Here is a 13,799-nt window from a genome sequence, read left to right on the forward strand (position 1 = left end):
ATTAACCCCCCCTTAATTCGCCTTTCATTATTCCTTCTAAACTATCTAATCGTTTACTTCTAATTACATAGATATCTATCTATTTATCAAAAAAAATTAAAATCTTTGTAGGATTTTTTCTAACAAAGACTCTAACAGTTCTTTTTCGGTATTCGTTAAACCCCCATAAATGACAGTGTTTAATTTTTCTGAGATCTCACGAAATATCGGTTCCAGCTTGGTTCCCTTTTCGGTAAGATTGATTAAAGTTATTCTACTGTCCTCCTTACTCTTATTTCTCTCTACAAACCCTAGTTTCTGTAGTTTATCAATTAATACTGTTACAGTCGGTTGAGTGCGATGGATTTTTTCAGCTAGTTCCTTCACAGATAAACCATTTTTTTCGTAAAGGCACACTAAAATATCCCCATGAGAGGGGGCGATACCATCCACTCCGAGTTCGTTAAGCTCCGACAAAATCAAATTGTTTACTGCGTCTCTAATCTTTCCAACTTTTGATGCTGTGTCATATTTTATCATGTTTTTTATTATATATAGACGTCTATGTATTTTCAAGTAAATGAATTAGAATTTCTGACCCTTAGTGATACAGTAGAAATATCTGAAGTTCCCCTAGATGTTTGGCCAAGATGAGGAATGTCAAAGAATTTTTTTGTCAATAACCTTTTATATTATTGAACTAACTGAAACTTTAGTGGAATAATCTGAAAAGACGCAGCAACCCTTTGTGAAGTACAATAATATTAAGTCATTTGCTATCACCCTTTTGACATATAGAGAAGTGATCTATTATAGGAGGAGAAATAGATGGGGGAAACCATTGCAAAATTAAAAGCTCGTGCAAAAAAGATCAAACAGGATATTTTTGTGTTAGTGGAGGCTTACAAGCATCCCAAAACGCCTTTATATGTTAAACTTCTATCCATTATCATTGTGGCATATGCCTTTAGCCCAATTGATTTAATTCCAGATTTTATTCCTTTGCTGGGGTATCTCGACGATATTATCCTAATCCCACTTGGAATTTCATTAGCTTTGAAATTAATTCCCAAAGATGTACTTCAGGAATGTCGTGAAATTGTCGAGAATTCTGAGAGGGTAAAAAAGAAAAATTGGATAGCAGGAACGTTCATTATACTTCTTTGGATAGGTGTTTTGTTCTGGATTGTTTCATTATTTTTTAAATAACAGTGATTGGAATAGAACTTGTTTTAAAAGGTTATATATAAAGGATATTTTTAAAATTATTTTTAGGTGGGATGTTTGTGGAGCAACATATGAATTACCTTATCGAACATTTTGGATATTTTGGAATTATACTAGCGTTAATTGGAGGAATTGTAGGTCTCCCCATTCCTGATGAAATTCTTTTAACATATGTCGGCTATAATGTGGTTCAAGGAAAGTTATCTTACATACTCTCATTATTTAGTGCTTTTGTTGGAGCAACTGGTGGTATATCGCTTAGCTACTTTATTGGTTATAAGTTCGGTTTGCCTCTTATAAAAAAGTTTGGCCCTAAGATTCACATTACGGAAGAAAAAATCGATAGAACGAAAAATTTATTCAAAAGAGTTGGACCTCCGCTCATAATAATAGGCTATTTTATTCCTGGAGTTCGACATCTTACTGCATATGTAGCAGCGCTAAACAACTTCCCTTTTAGAAAATTTTTTTTGTATGCTTGTTCTGGAGCAATACTTTGGAGTTTTACTTTTATCACATTAGGAAGAAAACTAGGAGAAAAATGGGGCCAAGTTGAACTATATATGTCAAAATACAGTATTTATCTCATCTTATTCTTTCTCCTACTCTCAGTCAGTGTCTATCTTTTATGGAGACGAAAACAGAAACTAGGAAGAGCGTGAATATTTTATTGGTTTATGAATGTGAAGGAAGAAACCTTAAGAAATAATGAATACAAACCATTCCTAAAACCACAATTAAACCTACTTTTCCTTTTGCAAGCTTTTTAGATTTCTTCCACAGTAGTTCATAAAATGTAACGTAACCCATCGTCCCAAGGGTCATTCCCATCATGACCGTATTCCATTTGATTGAGTCTACTCTCATATTCATACCCAAAAATATGTTAAGGCCAATTACCATGGAGAGCGTAAAACAAAAGGTTACAAACAATTTATTTTTCTTTTTAATAAGTGGCATCGATGCCATAATGACCATACCTTCTGGGACATTATGAAGAAAAAATGCAATCAATAACCCATAGTTTATCATTTGACCTGATTGTAAGCTCATCCCAAAAGAAATTCCCGTCGGAATACTATGAATGGATAAGGCAACTAATAAAAAATAAATGGTATCTGTGTGCTCTGTTTGAAAAATATTTTTATGTATGATGATTTCAATCATAAACATAATAAATATGCCAATTGAAATTCCTGTAAAAATTCCAATCAACTTAAAATCCCTAAAAACATCTGGAAGTAATTCAAAAGCAAATAAGCCTACCAGCAATCCTACGCAAAAGATCTGTAAATACAAAGAGTTTCTATTTAACAAAAGGGACATGAATTGGATTGAACTTCCCCCTAAAAACATGCCACTGAAAAAAAGTAAGACGACAAAAGAGCTTAACTTTATTTCTTCAATCATTCAAGGCCCCCCTTTTAACCATCATATGCGAACCGCTTTATGCTTAGACGATTCAAAAGTCTTCTGGCTTAATAAAGAGATTTTATTGCAGACAAAACATAAAAAAGATTCGGCTCGGTGCCGAATCTTTAAAATAAGGGGGTTGGTTTGAAAAGCTTGCAAATTGTCCTAGTTTGCAAAAATTATATTACACGTTAATAATTAATTTTCTATGAACAAAGTTTTACAATATAATTAACCTTTCAAACTCCTTAGTTTGATTCCTATATTTCTAAAATGCAAATTATAAAATATCTAGAAATAATACCCAAGGTTATAAAATTCCAATCCATGTCTTCACTGCAGTAGCCAAAATTAAACTCCCTAAAATGACTTGCAACACTTTGGTATTAACTCTTTTCCCAGTGTTTGCTCCAATTGGTGAAGCTATTAAACTAGCAACAACCATGATAAGTGAAGGTAAAATTGGCACTTGTCCTGTTGTGATTTTACCCGAAACAGCCCCAATCGATGAAAGAAGTGTAATGGCTAAGGAAGAGGCAATGGTCATCCTTGTTGGAATCTTTAACGCAACAAGCATGATTGGCACTAACAGAAAAGCACCTCCTGCCCCTACAATACCAGCTCCAATCCCCACGATAAAGGCGAATAGTGCAGCATACCACTTATTAAATTTCACTTGTTCCAAAGGAATATCATCGATTCCTTTTTTCGGTACAAACATCATGATAACGGCAATCAACGCTAAAATTCCATACACGATATTAATTCCTCTTTCAGGCATGTGCGTAGAACCGAATCCCCCAATAAAACTTCCAATCAGAATACTAATTCCCATGTAAGCAATCAGTGTTTTATTTAAATATCTACCTTTTCGGTAGACTAACACACCACCAATTGTCGCAAAGAATACCTGGATAGCTGTAATTCCAGAAACTTCATGTGCTGTAAAATGACCCATTCCAAGCATGACTGGAATGTATAACAACATCGGGTAGTTGATGATAGCTCCCCCTATTCCTAACATACCTGAAATAAAAGAGCCTACAACTCCAATTAGGAAGATCGTAAATATAAAGCCAATATCCATGTTATCCTCCTCTTTAGAAAAGGAAATCTCCATTGGTTCCCTTTTATTTTTTTATCGATTCCATCTGAATATTTCCTCCAATTTTACAATTAACGAACCGCACAACGGTTTGGTCCGATTTCCATTTCGCGCTGTTGTTCAATATCTGGGGTGATTTTACCCATATTGGTTTGACGAATCTCTTGATAAGCGTTTGGCTGCGGCGGCAAGTTTCCCGTTACTATTTTTCTGAATTCATTTTCGTCTTCAATGTTTAGACCATGATTTTTAGAAAACAATGTTCCTAATTTTTCTGAAACACTTCCATCATCATTTAACTCATCAATAATCATAAAGTGGGCTGGTAGAACGATAAGTTCTTCTGATAATTCTCTGTAACGTTTATAAAGAGTTTCCCTTAAATCACCAACCCAGTCTTCTGCCATACCCGCTAGGTCCGGTCTTCCGATTGAATCAATAAACAAAATATCACCAGAAAGCAGGAACTTTTCATCAATTACAAAAGAAGTGGAACCAATCGTGTGACCTGGAGAATACAATGCATGAATATTAATAATAGTCTTTCCGATGGTTACGTCATTACCGTCTTCTAATGGTTGATAATCAAAGGTTACTTCTGTTGCATCCTTTGGTGGAAGCCAGTAGGTTACTCCAGTTTTCTCAGCAATTGTCCTCCCGCCTGAAATATGGTCAGCATGAAGGTGCGTATCAAATACATGAGTAATTTTTGCACCTATCCTTTCAGCAAAGTCAAGATAGGTATCGGTCATACGAGTTGCATCAATCAGTGCTGCTTCACCGTTTGAAACCACCATGTAGGATAAACAGCCTTTACCGATCCGAACAAACTGATATATTTCGCCTCCATTATTTAGGTCTCCCACTTTAACAGGTTCTAAATGTTCACTCCACGCTTTCATTCCACCCTGAAGGTAGAACACGTTTAACCCAGCATCCGAAAGCATTTCTGCCACCATTACCGATGAGCCTTCCTTCGCACAAACAACCACTACTTTTTTATCAGTAGGAATTTTATCTACGATTTCTTCTACACCATCGAGTAATTCGAAATAGGGAATATTTAAATACTCAAAGTTTTCGCCTTCAATTTTCCAATCCTTAAAATCACTTTCATTACGTACATCAAGAACAAATAACTCTTCTTTATCAAAAACATTTTTCGTTACATCTTTTGAAGTCATTGCATTTACAGCCATCTTCCGATTACCCCCCATGGTATTATTTTGTTAAAAAAAATATGCTGTTTTAGAAGTCTGCGAACTAGTGTTTAAGTGCCATCAAAATGCTATTAGAATCAAAACCAATTACCATTTTCCATTATTTAATGATACCTGTTGTGTCACCAGTCCACCCGCTCATTCCTGGAACAACATTGATTACGTTAGTAAATCCATTTTCCGTTAATTTTTGAGCTGCAAGATCACTGCGGTTTCCTGTCCGGCAGACAACAAAAATTTGATCTCGTTTGTTTAATTCATTTATTCTCTCTTCCAAGTCACCTAATGGAATGGATATCGCTTTGGGAATATGATTAAAAGCATATTCTGCGGCTTCTCTTACATCGATTACTACGATATTTTCATTCGAATCAAGCATTTTCTCAAGTTCTTCGTTATTGATAACATTCGGATGATTTCTTTCATTTGATTCATCATTAGAAGATTTGCGAAGGTAATGCTTTAATACCTCGCCTTCTTCGATGGTTCCCAAATATAGATGCCCAGAACTTTCAGACCATGCTTTCATATCGGCTTTGGAGCCTTTATCAGTTGCTTGGACTTCTAATACTTGCCCTTCCACCAAGTTATTCATCGCCTTTTTTGTTCTAACAATCGGCATTGGACATGCTAATCCTTTTGCATCTAAAGTTAGGTTTGCTTTTATGTTATTCATGATAGACCTCCTATTTTCATACCTATAAGGGTATTATTTTTATTAAAAAAATTTATACAACTTTACCTTCCCTTGCCGTTCATTTTAAATAAACAGATTGACATTACCTTCCTCTGCATCTGCTAAATACGCAGCTACTCCTGCATATTCGATTGATTCTAATAACTCTTCTTGTTTAAGACCTAACAAATCCATGGTCATGGTACATGCTACAAGTTTTACATCCTGCTCTTGAGCCAATTCGATTAATTGTGGTAAGCCAAGAGCATTATGCTTTTTCATAATATCTTTAATCATTTTCTGACCGAATCCGCCAAAGTTCATTTTGGAAAGACCCATTTTATCAGCGCCTCTAGGCATCATTTTTCCAAACATTTTTTCCATTAAGCCTTTTTTTACCGGAATTTTTTCATCTTTACGAAGTGCATTTAATCCCCAAAATGTATGGAAAATCGTTACTTCATGATCGTAAGCAGCTGCTCCATTTGCGATAATATAAGCAGCCATTGCTTTATCATAATCTCCACTAAATAATACAATTGTAGTCTTTTTCTTTTCTGTCATGTTATGACCTCCTAGATGTAATTCCCTACTTATACCCGTATGGGTATTTGTGAAAATAAAAAAATTATCCTTTTTTAATCCAAAACTTTAATTCACCATTTTCCTCTTCGTATTTTAATAATTCATGACCACCCGATTTAGCCCAGGCAGTAAGATCGTTCTTAGCACCTTTATCTGTTGTATGAATTTCTAAAACTTGACCAGATTCAAGTTCATTCATGGCTTTCTTTGTTTTAACAATTGGCATTGGACATGCTAAGCCTTTAGCATTAACTAGTTTTGTAATATTCATTGTTACATTCCTCCCATTAGTCAATTACCATTACCCCTATGGGTATTAATATTAGTTAAAATAAAAGAGGGTGTCAACCCTTTTTTATCGGCTTTTTACCAGCAGATTAACAGCTTCTTTTACTAATTCTTCCATGCTCTTTTCTCCATGGTTTTCTGCTTGTTGAACACACTCCACTAAATTGGAACTAACTATTACACCAATGGTGCGATCAATGGCACTTCTAGTTGCAGATAACTGGGTGATAACTTCTTTGCAGTCCTTGTTTTCTTCCATCATTTTTAAGATTCCTCTTAACTGCCCTTCAATGCGTTTTACCCTATTTTTCATTTGATCATTATACTCCATGTTATTTACCTCCTCTAAAAATTAATTTCTATCAAATATCTTTTATACAAAGTAAGGGGTAAAATCAGAACTATTAAAATTAAACATGTGATGTAAGCCTCCTTTAATGAAACGATGTCATTGACAAGCTCTATATTATACCCCTATAGGTATAAAGTCAATAGACTAATTTTAGGGTTCTCTTTTTAAGAATTAAAAACACAAATATTAAGAAAATCACCATATTAACTTTTATAAAATTAGCAATCCATTTATCTGTGTCAAATTGAACAAATAAGTACAAATTCTATTCATTTGGTAATTTTGTTCCAGTAAATACTTTATTTTAACAACTGATTTTGTTATTATTATCATACAGTTATTAAAAATAACCAAGATACTATTTGAGGTGTTGATAGATGGTTACAGAAAATAAATTATGTAATAAAGTTGAAGAGTGCTACCATATTATGGGGAAGAAATGGGTTGGCCTAATTATTCATACATTAATAGAAGAGCCAAAAAGATTCAGTGAAATTCATGCCTTCATTCCCGACTTAAGTAAAAGAGTTTTAAATGAACGAATGAAAGAGCTCGAGGAAAATGGAATTGTGCTAAGAAATGTTATTGCAGACCGTCCTGTACGGACTGAATATTCATTAACCAAAAAAGGGACAGAACTCGGAAGATCACTCAAAGCTTTGGAAGAATGGGCAGATAAATGGTTGTAAATTAAAAGACCCGAAATGAGGAAAAGCTAGTTACATTAAATAAACCCAGAATTTTTATTCCTTATTAAATGAAACCTCATAAATCAAACATGAAAGTGTTAATGTTCATGCCCCAATGTTTAGACAATACGACTTCAATTCTTTAGAAACAAAAACGCGAATAATGGACATTTTTCCATTATTCGCGTTTGAATCATACAAACTGAAATTAATAACCATTTTAGTTTTTTTTACCATAAATTTATATCCTTAATCTTAAAATTATTCTCATGCATTAAACAAGATAGGGTTTCTAGTATTTATTGGATATAACTTTCCCTCAAACGCGAATGAAATTTTACCCGTTTCTTCAGAAACAACAAGAGCAAGTGCATCGCTTTTTTCGGATATTCCTAGGGCTGCACGGTGCCGTGTTCCAACTTTCTTATCTCCAGTTAATACAGTTGTCAGCGGAAGTACATTTGCTGCTGAGACGACTGTATTTCCCCGTATTAAAACTGCACCATCATGTAATGGATTTCCAGGATAAAAAATGGCTTCCAATAATTTTGGTGTCACCATAGCTCCTATTGTTGTTCCTTTTTGGATAATATTATCAACAGAATCACTACGTTCAACTATAATAAGTGCACCATGATTTTGTTGCGATAGGATTTGAGCAGCGATAGATAAGTCATTATATGTATCAGTAAAGGATGATAAATAGCAATTTAAATAAAAGGAAGCCGCCATGGATTCAATTTTTAGTAGATGCTCTTTTACATCCTCTAAACTCCCTAATACACAGTGGTTTTCGTTAGCTAGGACATCTAAATTGGCTTCGAGTAAATTAATTATATGTTTAATACCATCCTCCAAATTTTGCTTTAACGGTGAAAAATCACACTTACTCTCCATTTAGATATTCCTCCAACTATTAGCTAAAAGCCTTTAATTCCACTTTTCTATTGTTTACGATACTTGTTAGAAATAGTATTAGTTCGGAGATTAAATTTTATTTATGAGCATACCGTCATAATCTTAAGCAAGTATAGTTGATTTATTATCTCATGTTTACTATAATGAATTCAGGTTACTAAAAGTATACATGTTACTTTTTATATATATATTTTTTAGAAGCGAGGTAAGGAAAATGACTATGTTAGAATCAAAAGTAATTCAAACTAGATTTGAAAAAGAAATCTTTATAGCAGAAAAATCAAACATTGAAATTAACATGTTTCGTACCCTTGATAAGAACAATCCTTTTTATGAATTTATGGTTGGACTTGATCTAATTCGAATTAGGGATAATGAGTATTATGGAAATAAAACAAGTTATGTTACTATAAGAATTTCAGATGATTTACAATCTCTTTTTGTAATAGAGCCTGATGTTCAAAGCATTTTTGCCATCAAAAACAAACAAGAAAAAGAAGCAGCAATAGAATTAATTCATTATTTATTGATTGATTCACAAACTTTTAAAGAAGTTGTCTCAGATATGATTCGTAACCTAAAGAGTGATAATGTTGTAAATGTATATGAAGTCAAGGAAGCAACCACCAAGCTGGCAGTACTAGAAAGATTGTTAAACATTCGTAATGAAGATATAGAATTCATGATTAGAATGGAAAATATAGCTTAGAATTAAAAAGGGAGAGAAGCCTATCAGGACGGCTTTTCGCCCTTTTTTAAACCGTTTATTACATGACAAAAAAGCCTCCGGAAAAGAGGCTTTCTATATAATACATTTTTTATTGCTATTTAAAATTATGGAATAAGTCAACGTACAACGAAAATACTTTTGTTGAAACTGTATGGTTTTATAGAAGCAGTACATAGTAGTTACCTTTTTTCAACTCTTCCATCCGCATGGCGGGCGAATCTTCCTGACTCACGCTCATTAACAGGATCTGGACGGTCCCATGGCCAGCCACCAAATTGAGTAGTTTGATAATCCTTGAACGCATCGCGAATTTCCTTCTCAGTATTCATTACAAACGGTCCATAGGATACGACAGTTTCTTGTATTGGCTCACCCTCTAGGAGCAGCATATAACTCTCAGATGATCCATTTGTAATCGTGATTTCCTGATCACCAACAAGCTTTACACGATGGTACGTTTCAATCTTAGTCTCGTCTATGTTTAGTTTATCTCCCTGATAATAGTATAGATTTCTCGTCATTGTCGTTGAAACTGACGGCAGGGTGAAGACTGCTTCCGGCTCCATATGAATAACGTAGATTCCCACATGATGATTTTTATTGTTTGCCCATGAAGCAGTGTTTGCTTCTAAACTAGACTTGCCCATCATACTACCGGCAATCAATCTTACGGTCGTTTTCTGTCCATTCGCAGCTGCTGCATGTACTTCCGGTATATCCTCAGCCCATAACATTTTATATTCAGGATGTGCGAATTTATCTTTTGCAGGTAGATTCAGCCATATCTGAAAGAATTCAAGTGGATTGCCTTTGTCCTGATGGACGAGAGGAAACATTTCAGTATGCTGGGCGCCCTTTCCTGCTGTCATCCACTGAACATCTCCATTCCCAAATCGTCCTACAGACCCATATGAATCAAAATGATCAATCAAACCTTCCAAAACGACTGTTACCGTTTCAAAACCTCTGTGGGGATGTACAGGAAATCCCGGAACCGTTTTGCCATGATACATTCTAAAATCATCACGCAACGTAAAATCCTCGCCAAGATTTCTACCTTCCAATGAAATGTTAGGACCCTGCTGTTCATTTCCTGCGGGATACGCATCCTTATGATGAACTGTCATAAGGAACGGATCTTCTGTCTCCCATGGAAATCCTAATTTTTGTATTTTCATAATTTTTTTATTCACGTCTATTTCCTCCCCTATTCTTTGACGAATTCCTTTGTACTTCTCACAGTATCAATTGGACGAACTAATTCTTCTATTTCTTCACGTTTAATTTCTAAGAATGGAGGCAGCGATAATTTTTCGCCAAGTGTTTCATAAGGTTCGTCACCCATAAAACCAGGACCATCTGTCGCAAACTCAAATAAAATATGTGGTGTCACTCTAGCATATAAAGACTCAAAAAAGTGACGATTTACATAACCAGATGAAGGTAATCCAAAACTACTCATTCTCTCAATCCATTCTTCTAATACGGAGCGATCCTCTACTCGGAATGCAGCATGGTGTACTGCTCCATAACCTTGTCGGGATTGAGGAAGAACGGTATTGTATTCTACAATGACAGAGGCACCATTGCCGCCTTCCCCTACTTCAAATAAATGGAATGCCCCATCTGCCGCAGTCTCTTTAAATAACAAGACTTTTTCCAGCATTTCTTTAAAGTAATCAAACATCGAAATTCGCACAAAAACGGGACCTAAACCAGTAATAGCATATTCCAGTGGTATCGGACCCTTTTGCCAAGGTGTACCAGATTCCACGCCTTTATTGAATTCATCTGAAATTAATTGGTACTGTTGATCATCAAAATCAACGAAAGAGAGAGTTTTCTTGCCAAATTGCTCTTTGATTCCAGTATGTTTGACTTCTAAACGATCAAAACGTTTTACCCAATAGTCTAATGCTGCATCACTTGGTACACGGAAAGAGGTTTTTGAAATCTCGTTTGTGCCATGTACACCTTTCGGAATGCCTGGGAAGTCAAAGAACGTCATGTCAGTGCCTGCGCTGCCCTTATCATCGGCAAAGAATAAATGATAGGTTTGAATATCATCTTGATTAACTGTTTTTTTAACTAACCGCATACCTAAAACATAGGTGAAAAATTCATAGTTCTTTTCTGCACTACTTGTTATAGCTGTTACGTGGTGTATACCTTTTAATTCGTTCATTTAATTTTCCTCCTAGAAAATTCGAATTTTTATGATAAGTTTGGTTTGTTTATTAATATTCCTCAATGGGTGTTAGATTTTTTTCAATTTCATCTCTGCGGCCTTCTAAAAATGGCGGTAAATCTAATTTTTCTCCAAGTGTTTCAATGTCTCCATCAATCGTGAAACCTGGCCCATCGGTAGCAATTTCAAATAGAATCCCGTTTGATTCTCGGAAATACAGGCTCTTAAAGTAGAAGCGATCCACGATGCCAGAAGAATGGAAGCCACGTGCTCGTACTTGCTTGTCCCAAAATTCGAGCTCCTCATCGTTTTTTACACGAATTGCTAAATGATGAATACTGCCACGACCTGGTTTTTCAGAAGAACCGTCTAAATATTTCACGACGATTTCCCCAAAAACCTCTCCTTTGATGGATTGAAAAATCGCTTCGTCATCTGTTCGGCTTATCTCTGTATAGCCAAACATGTCTGTAAGAGTGCTTGCTAATTTATCAAGTCTTCGTACCGTCATTTCCACAGAGCCCATTCCTTGAATTTGGTGCTCGTTGGGTACATCAGATTTTTCCCACGTTTCCCAGTGTTGTACTTTTGCACCGTTAGAGACTAGAAGTACCATACGTAAACCTTCAGAGTCTTCAAAGTGTAAAGCAGGATGATTGGCATACGTTGTAATGCCACTATTGGTTACACCATGTTCCTCAAAACGTGCTTTCCAATAGGCTAAACTTGCTTCTGATGGTACGAGTAAACCAATTTTTGTGATAGCATTTGTACCACGATGTGTATGACCAACTAATGGCATTTCAAAAAATGATAGTTCAGTACCCGGGCTGCCTGTTTTATCCCCGAAAAATAAGTGATACATCGATGGATCATCTTGGTTCACCGTTACTTTCACACGACGTAAACCAAGCACATGACGGTAAAAGTGATTATTTTTACTTGCATTTTTTGTAATCATTGAAATGTGATGATGCCCTGGAATTTTATACATAAAATTATTCCTCCTCTTTCAGTTAACTAGTCAAGTGATAATTAAAAAATAATATCATAAAATTACCACAAGGAAAAGAATCCTTATTTTTCTAATTTATTCTCAGTATGTTTTTGTAGCTTACTCATCAGTTTATATAGTGTTTTTTGCTCTTCCTCTGTTAAGCACTCATTGAAAATGGACGTTTGGAAAGTAAGTTGGTGTTCAAAAACTTCATTCATTTTACCTTCCCCTTTATTCGTCAAGGTAATCCATTTGGTTTTCCAGTCTTGCTTACGCTGTATATATCCCTCTTGCTCAAGCCGAGTAAGCATACGAGAAATTCCACCCTCCGACACCGTTACTTTGGTGGCAAGTTGACTTTGTGTGATCGGCTGATAAGTCGAAACCTGGTTTAATACATCAAACTGTGCAGCTGTGATCCCGTATTGTTTTAAGAAATCATTTGATAATAAATTACTTTGATGTGTAAATCGAGCAATCCGCAACCAAATTAATGAACCAAGTGTATTTTTTCTCAACATGACTTATCTCCTTTCGTTACTATCACTTTACACCTCAAGTGAATAAAACGCAAGAAAAATATCTTGAATTCAAGATATTTTTCTTGATCTTATTTTTTACAGTGTTAAACACTCTAATCTTCAGGTACTTTGACAATGCTTCAATGACAGCTCTAGCACCTCTTCATATAAGTTATGTGTAAGGGCGTTTTTTGAGATAACGCCCATTCAGCAATTTTTAAACAGTTTTCCAGTCAGCTGCAAATTTTTCAAGTCCTTGGTCTGTTAATGGATGTTTTGATAATTGCTCAATAACCTTGAAAGGAATGGTTGCAATATGAGCTCCAGCCAATGCTACACGGGTTACATGATCAGGATGACGTACAGATGCGGCAATAATTTGTGAATCTAGATTTTGAACACGGAACATTTCGGCAATTTTTGCAACCAGTTCTACCCCATCTTCATTAATATCATCTAAACGTCCTAAGAATGGTGAAACATAGGTTGCTCCGGCCCGGGCTGCCAACAATGCCTGGTTCACACTAAAAATCAGGGTAACGTTGGTTTTTACACCTTTTTTAGTTAAATAGCGGCAAGCCTCTAGACCATCAAGTGTCATTGGAAGCTTGATGGTAATATTCTTATCGCCGCCGTTAATTTTAATAAGCTCAACTGCTTCTGCAATCATTTGGTCAGCAGTTAACGCATTAGGTGTTACCTCGGCTGAAACTGACTCTACTTCTGGAACGGCATTTAAGATTTCTGCAATACGATCTTCGAATTTCACGCCTTCTTTAGCAACTAATGAAGGGTTAGTTGTAACACCAGATAACACACCAATTTTATAAGCCTTTTTAATTTCTTCTAGATTTGCAGTATCGATAAAGAATTTCATAATCGTTTTCCTCCAATTTTTTTATAAAGTATTT

The 13,799-nt window shown here is 35.3% G+C and carries 18 protein-coding genes; 4 read left to right on the plus strand and 14 right to left on the minus strand.

Annotated features, from left to right (window positions below; all coding sequences use genetic code 11):
• Positions 1 to 96: 96 nt before the first annotated feature.
• Positions 97 to 519, minus strand: coding sequence for a MarR family winged helix-turn-helix transcriptional regulator (locus tag BR30_RS0124885; RefSeq protein WP_026567372.1), 423 nt, complete (start codon positions 517 to 519; stop codon positions 97 to 99).
• Positions 520 to 807: 288 nt separating this feature from the next.
• Between BR30_RS0124885 and BR30_RS0124890 the strand changes: the two genes are divergently transcribed.
• Positions 808 to 1,188 (plus strand): YkvA family protein, encoded by a 381-nt coding sequence (locus tag BR30_RS0124890; RefSeq protein ID WP_026567373.1) that lies wholly within the window; start codon positions 808 to 810, stop codon positions 1,186 to 1,188.
• A gap of 77 nt (positions 1,189 to 1,265) precedes the next feature.
• Positions 1,266 to 1,868, plus strand: coding sequence for a DedA family protein (locus BR30_RS0124895; protein WP_026567374.1), 603 nt, complete (start codon positions 1,266 to 1,268; stop codon positions 1,866 to 1,868).
• 13 nt (positions 1,869 to 1,881) lie between these two features.
• On the opposite strand, the gene BR30_RS0124900 is transcribed toward BR30_RS0124895, so the two are convergent.
• The 7 genes from BR30_RS0124900 to BR30_RS0124930 form a co-directional block, all read right to left on the minus strand.
• A complete protein-coding gene (locus tag BR30_RS0124900; protein WP_026567375.1) occupies positions 1,882 to 2,616 on the minus strand; it encodes a ZIP family metal transporter in 735 nt (244 codons plus the stop codon).
• A gap of 313 nt (positions 2,617 to 2,929) precedes the next feature.
• The gene (locus BR30_RS0124905) at positions 2,930 to 3,706 is read right to left on the minus strand and encodes a sulfite exporter TauE/SafE family protein (protein WP_026567376.1); all 777 of its coding nucleotides are present in this window, start codon (positions 3,704 to 3,706) and stop codon (positions 2,930 to 2,932) included.
• An 89-nt stretch (positions 3,707 to 3,795) separates the two neighbouring features.
• Positions 3,796 to 4,923 carry an MBL fold metallo-hydrolase gene (locus BR30_RS0124910; protein ID WP_026567377.1) on the minus strand — a complete coding sequence of 376 codons (1,128 nt, stop codon included), beginning with the start codon at positions 4,921 to 4,923 and terminating at the stop codon, positions 3,796 to 3,798.
• A gap of 121 nt (positions 4,924 to 5,044) precedes the next feature.
• On the minus strand, positions 5,045 to 5,620 hold the full coding sequence (locus BR30_RS0124915; RefSeq protein WP_026567378.1) for a sulfurtransferase TusA family protein: 576 nt from the start codon (positions 5,618 to 5,620) through the stop codon (positions 5,045 to 5,047).
• 84 nt (positions 5,621 to 5,704) lie between these two features.
• Positions 5,705 to 6,184, minus strand: coding sequence for a DsrE/DsrF/DrsH-like family protein (locus BR30_RS0124920; protein WP_026567379.1), 480 nt, complete (start codon positions 6,182 to 6,184; stop codon positions 5,705 to 5,707).
• Positions 6,185 to 6,248: 64 nt separating this feature from the next.
• Positions 6,249 to 6,476, minus strand: a complete 228-nt coding sequence (locus BR30_RS0124925; RefSeq protein WP_026567380.1) for a sulfurtransferase TusA family protein — start codon at positions 6,474 to 6,476, stop codon at positions 6,249 to 6,251.
• Between the two features lie 84 nt (positions 6,477 to 6,560).
• Positions 6,561 to 6,824, minus strand: coding sequence for a metal-sensitive transcriptional regulator (locus BR30_RS0124930; protein WP_026567381.1), 264 nt, complete (start codon positions 6,822 to 6,824; stop codon positions 6,561 to 6,563).
• 398 nt (positions 6,825 to 7,222) lie between these two features.
• Between BR30_RS0124930 and BR30_RS0124935 the strand changes: the two genes are divergently transcribed.
• Complete coding sequence (locus tag BR30_RS0124935; RefSeq protein WP_026567382.1) at positions 7,223 to 7,534, plus strand: winged helix-turn-helix transcriptional regulator; 312 nt, start codon at positions 7,223 to 7,225, stop codon at positions 7,532 to 7,534.
• A gap of 267 nt (positions 7,535 to 7,801) precedes the next feature.
• Here the strand turns inward: BR30_RS0124935 and cdaS are convergent, their stop codons facing one another.
• Positions 7,802 to 8,431 (minus strand): sporulation-specific diadenylate cyclase CdaS, encoded by a 630-nt coding sequence (gene cdaS / locus BR30_RS0124945; protein WP_026567383.1) that lies wholly within the window; start codon positions 8,429 to 8,431, stop codon positions 7,802 to 7,804.
• 235 nt (positions 8,432 to 8,666) lie between these two features.
• Between cdaS and BR30_RS0124950 the strand changes: the two genes are divergently transcribed.
• Positions 8,667 to 9,161, plus strand: a complete 495-nt coding sequence (locus BR30_RS0124950) for a hypothetical protein (RefSeq protein WP_155928825.1) — start codon at positions 8,667 to 8,669, stop codon at positions 9,159 to 9,161.
• Positions 9,162 to 9,361: 200 nt separating this feature from the next.
• On the opposite strand, the gene BR30_RS0124955 is transcribed toward BR30_RS0124950, so the two are convergent.
• The 5 genes from BR30_RS0124955 to fsa form a co-directional block, all read right to left on the minus strand.
• On the minus strand, positions 9,362 to 10,375 hold the full coding sequence (locus BR30_RS0124955; RefSeq protein ID WP_026567385.1) for a pirin family protein: 1,014 nt from the start codon (positions 10,373 to 10,375) through the stop codon (positions 9,362 to 9,364).
• A gap of 14 nt (positions 10,376 to 10,389) precedes the next feature.
• Positions 10,390 to 11,367: a ring-cleaving dioxygenase gene (locus BR30_RS0124960; protein WP_026567386.1), complete on the minus strand. Its 978-nt coding sequence runs from the start codon at positions 11,365 to 11,367 to the stop codon at positions 10,390 to 10,392.
• Between the two features lie 52 nt (positions 11,368 to 11,419).
• Complete coding sequence (locus BR30_RS0124965) at positions 11,420 to 12,364, minus strand: ring-cleaving dioxygenase (RefSeq protein ID WP_026567387.1); 945 nt, start codon at positions 12,362 to 12,364, stop codon at positions 11,420 to 11,422.
• Between the two features lie 83 nt (positions 12,365 to 12,447).
• Positions 12,448 to 12,885: a MarR family winged helix-turn-helix transcriptional regulator gene (locus BR30_RS0124970; protein ID WP_026567388.1), complete on the minus strand. Its 438-nt coding sequence runs from the start codon at positions 12,883 to 12,885 to the stop codon at positions 12,448 to 12,450.
• A 220-nt stretch (positions 12,886 to 13,105) separates the two neighbouring features.
• On the minus strand, positions 13,106 to 13,765 hold the full coding sequence (gene fsa / locus BR30_RS0124975; RefSeq protein WP_026567389.1) for a fructose-6-phosphate aldolase: 660 nt from the start codon (positions 13,763 to 13,765) through the stop codon (positions 13,106 to 13,108).
• Positions 13,766 to 13,799 lie beyond the last annotated feature (34 nt).

The organism is Bacillus sp. UNC41MFS5 (genome assembly GCF_000686805.1).

Coding starts and splice junctions, on each gene's coding strand:
- BR30_RS0124890 (WP_026567373.1), top strand. CDS start 808: ATGGGGGAAACCATTGCAAAATTAAAAGCTCGTGCAAAAAAGATCAAA.
- BR30_RS0124950 (WP_155928825.1), top strand. CDS start 8,667: ATGACTATGTTAGAATCAAAAGTAATTCAAACTAGATTTGAAAAAGAA.
- BR30_RS0124935 (WP_026567382.1), top strand. CDS start 7,223: ATGGTTACAGAAAATAAATTATGTAATAAAGTTGAAGAGTGCTACCAT.
- BR30_RS0124920 (WP_026567379.1), bottom strand. CDS start 6,184: ATGACAGAAAAGAAAAAGACTACAATTGTATTATTTAGTGGAGATTAT.
- BR30_RS0124960 (WP_026567386.1), bottom strand. CDS start 11,367: ATGAACGAATTAAAAGGTATACACCACGTAACAGCTATAACAAGTAGT.
- BR30_RS0124915 (WP_026567378.1), bottom strand. CDS start 5,620: ATGAATAACATAAAAGCAAACCTAACTTTAGATGCAAAAGGATTAGCA.
- BR30_RS0124905 (WP_026567376.1), bottom strand. CDS start 3,706: ATGGATATTGGCTTTATATTTACGATCTTCCTAATTGGAGTTGTAGGC.
- BR30_RS0124925 (WP_026567380.1), bottom strand. CDS start 6,476: ATGAATATTACAAAACTAGTTAATGCTAAAGGCTTAGCATGTCCAATG.
- BR30_RS0124885 (WP_026567372.1), bottom strand. CDS start 519: ATGATAAAATATGACACAGCATCAAAAGTTGGAAAGATTAGAGACGCA.
- BR30_RS0124930 (WP_026567381.1), bottom strand. CDS start 6,824: ATGGAGTATAATGATCAAATGAAAAATAGGGTAAAACGCATTGAAGGG.
- BR30_RS0124910 (WP_026567377.1), bottom strand. CDS start 4,923: ATGGCTGTAAATGCAATGACTTCAAAAGATGTAACGAAAAATGTTTTT.
- BR30_RS0124965 (WP_026567387.1), bottom strand. CDS start 12,364: ATGTATAAAATTCCAGGGCATCATCACATTTCAATGATTACAAAAAAT.
- cdaS (WP_026567383.1), bottom strand. CDS start 8,431: ATGGAGAGTAAGTGTGATTTTTCACCGTTAAAGCAAAATTTGGAGGAT.
- BR30_RS0124900 (WP_026567375.1), bottom strand. CDS start 2,616: ATGATTGAAGAAATAAAGTTAAGCTCTTTTGTCGTCTTACTTTTTTTC.
- fsa (WP_026567389.1), bottom strand. CDS start 13,765: ATGAAATTCTTTATCGATACTGCAAATCTAGAAGAAATTAAAAAGGCT.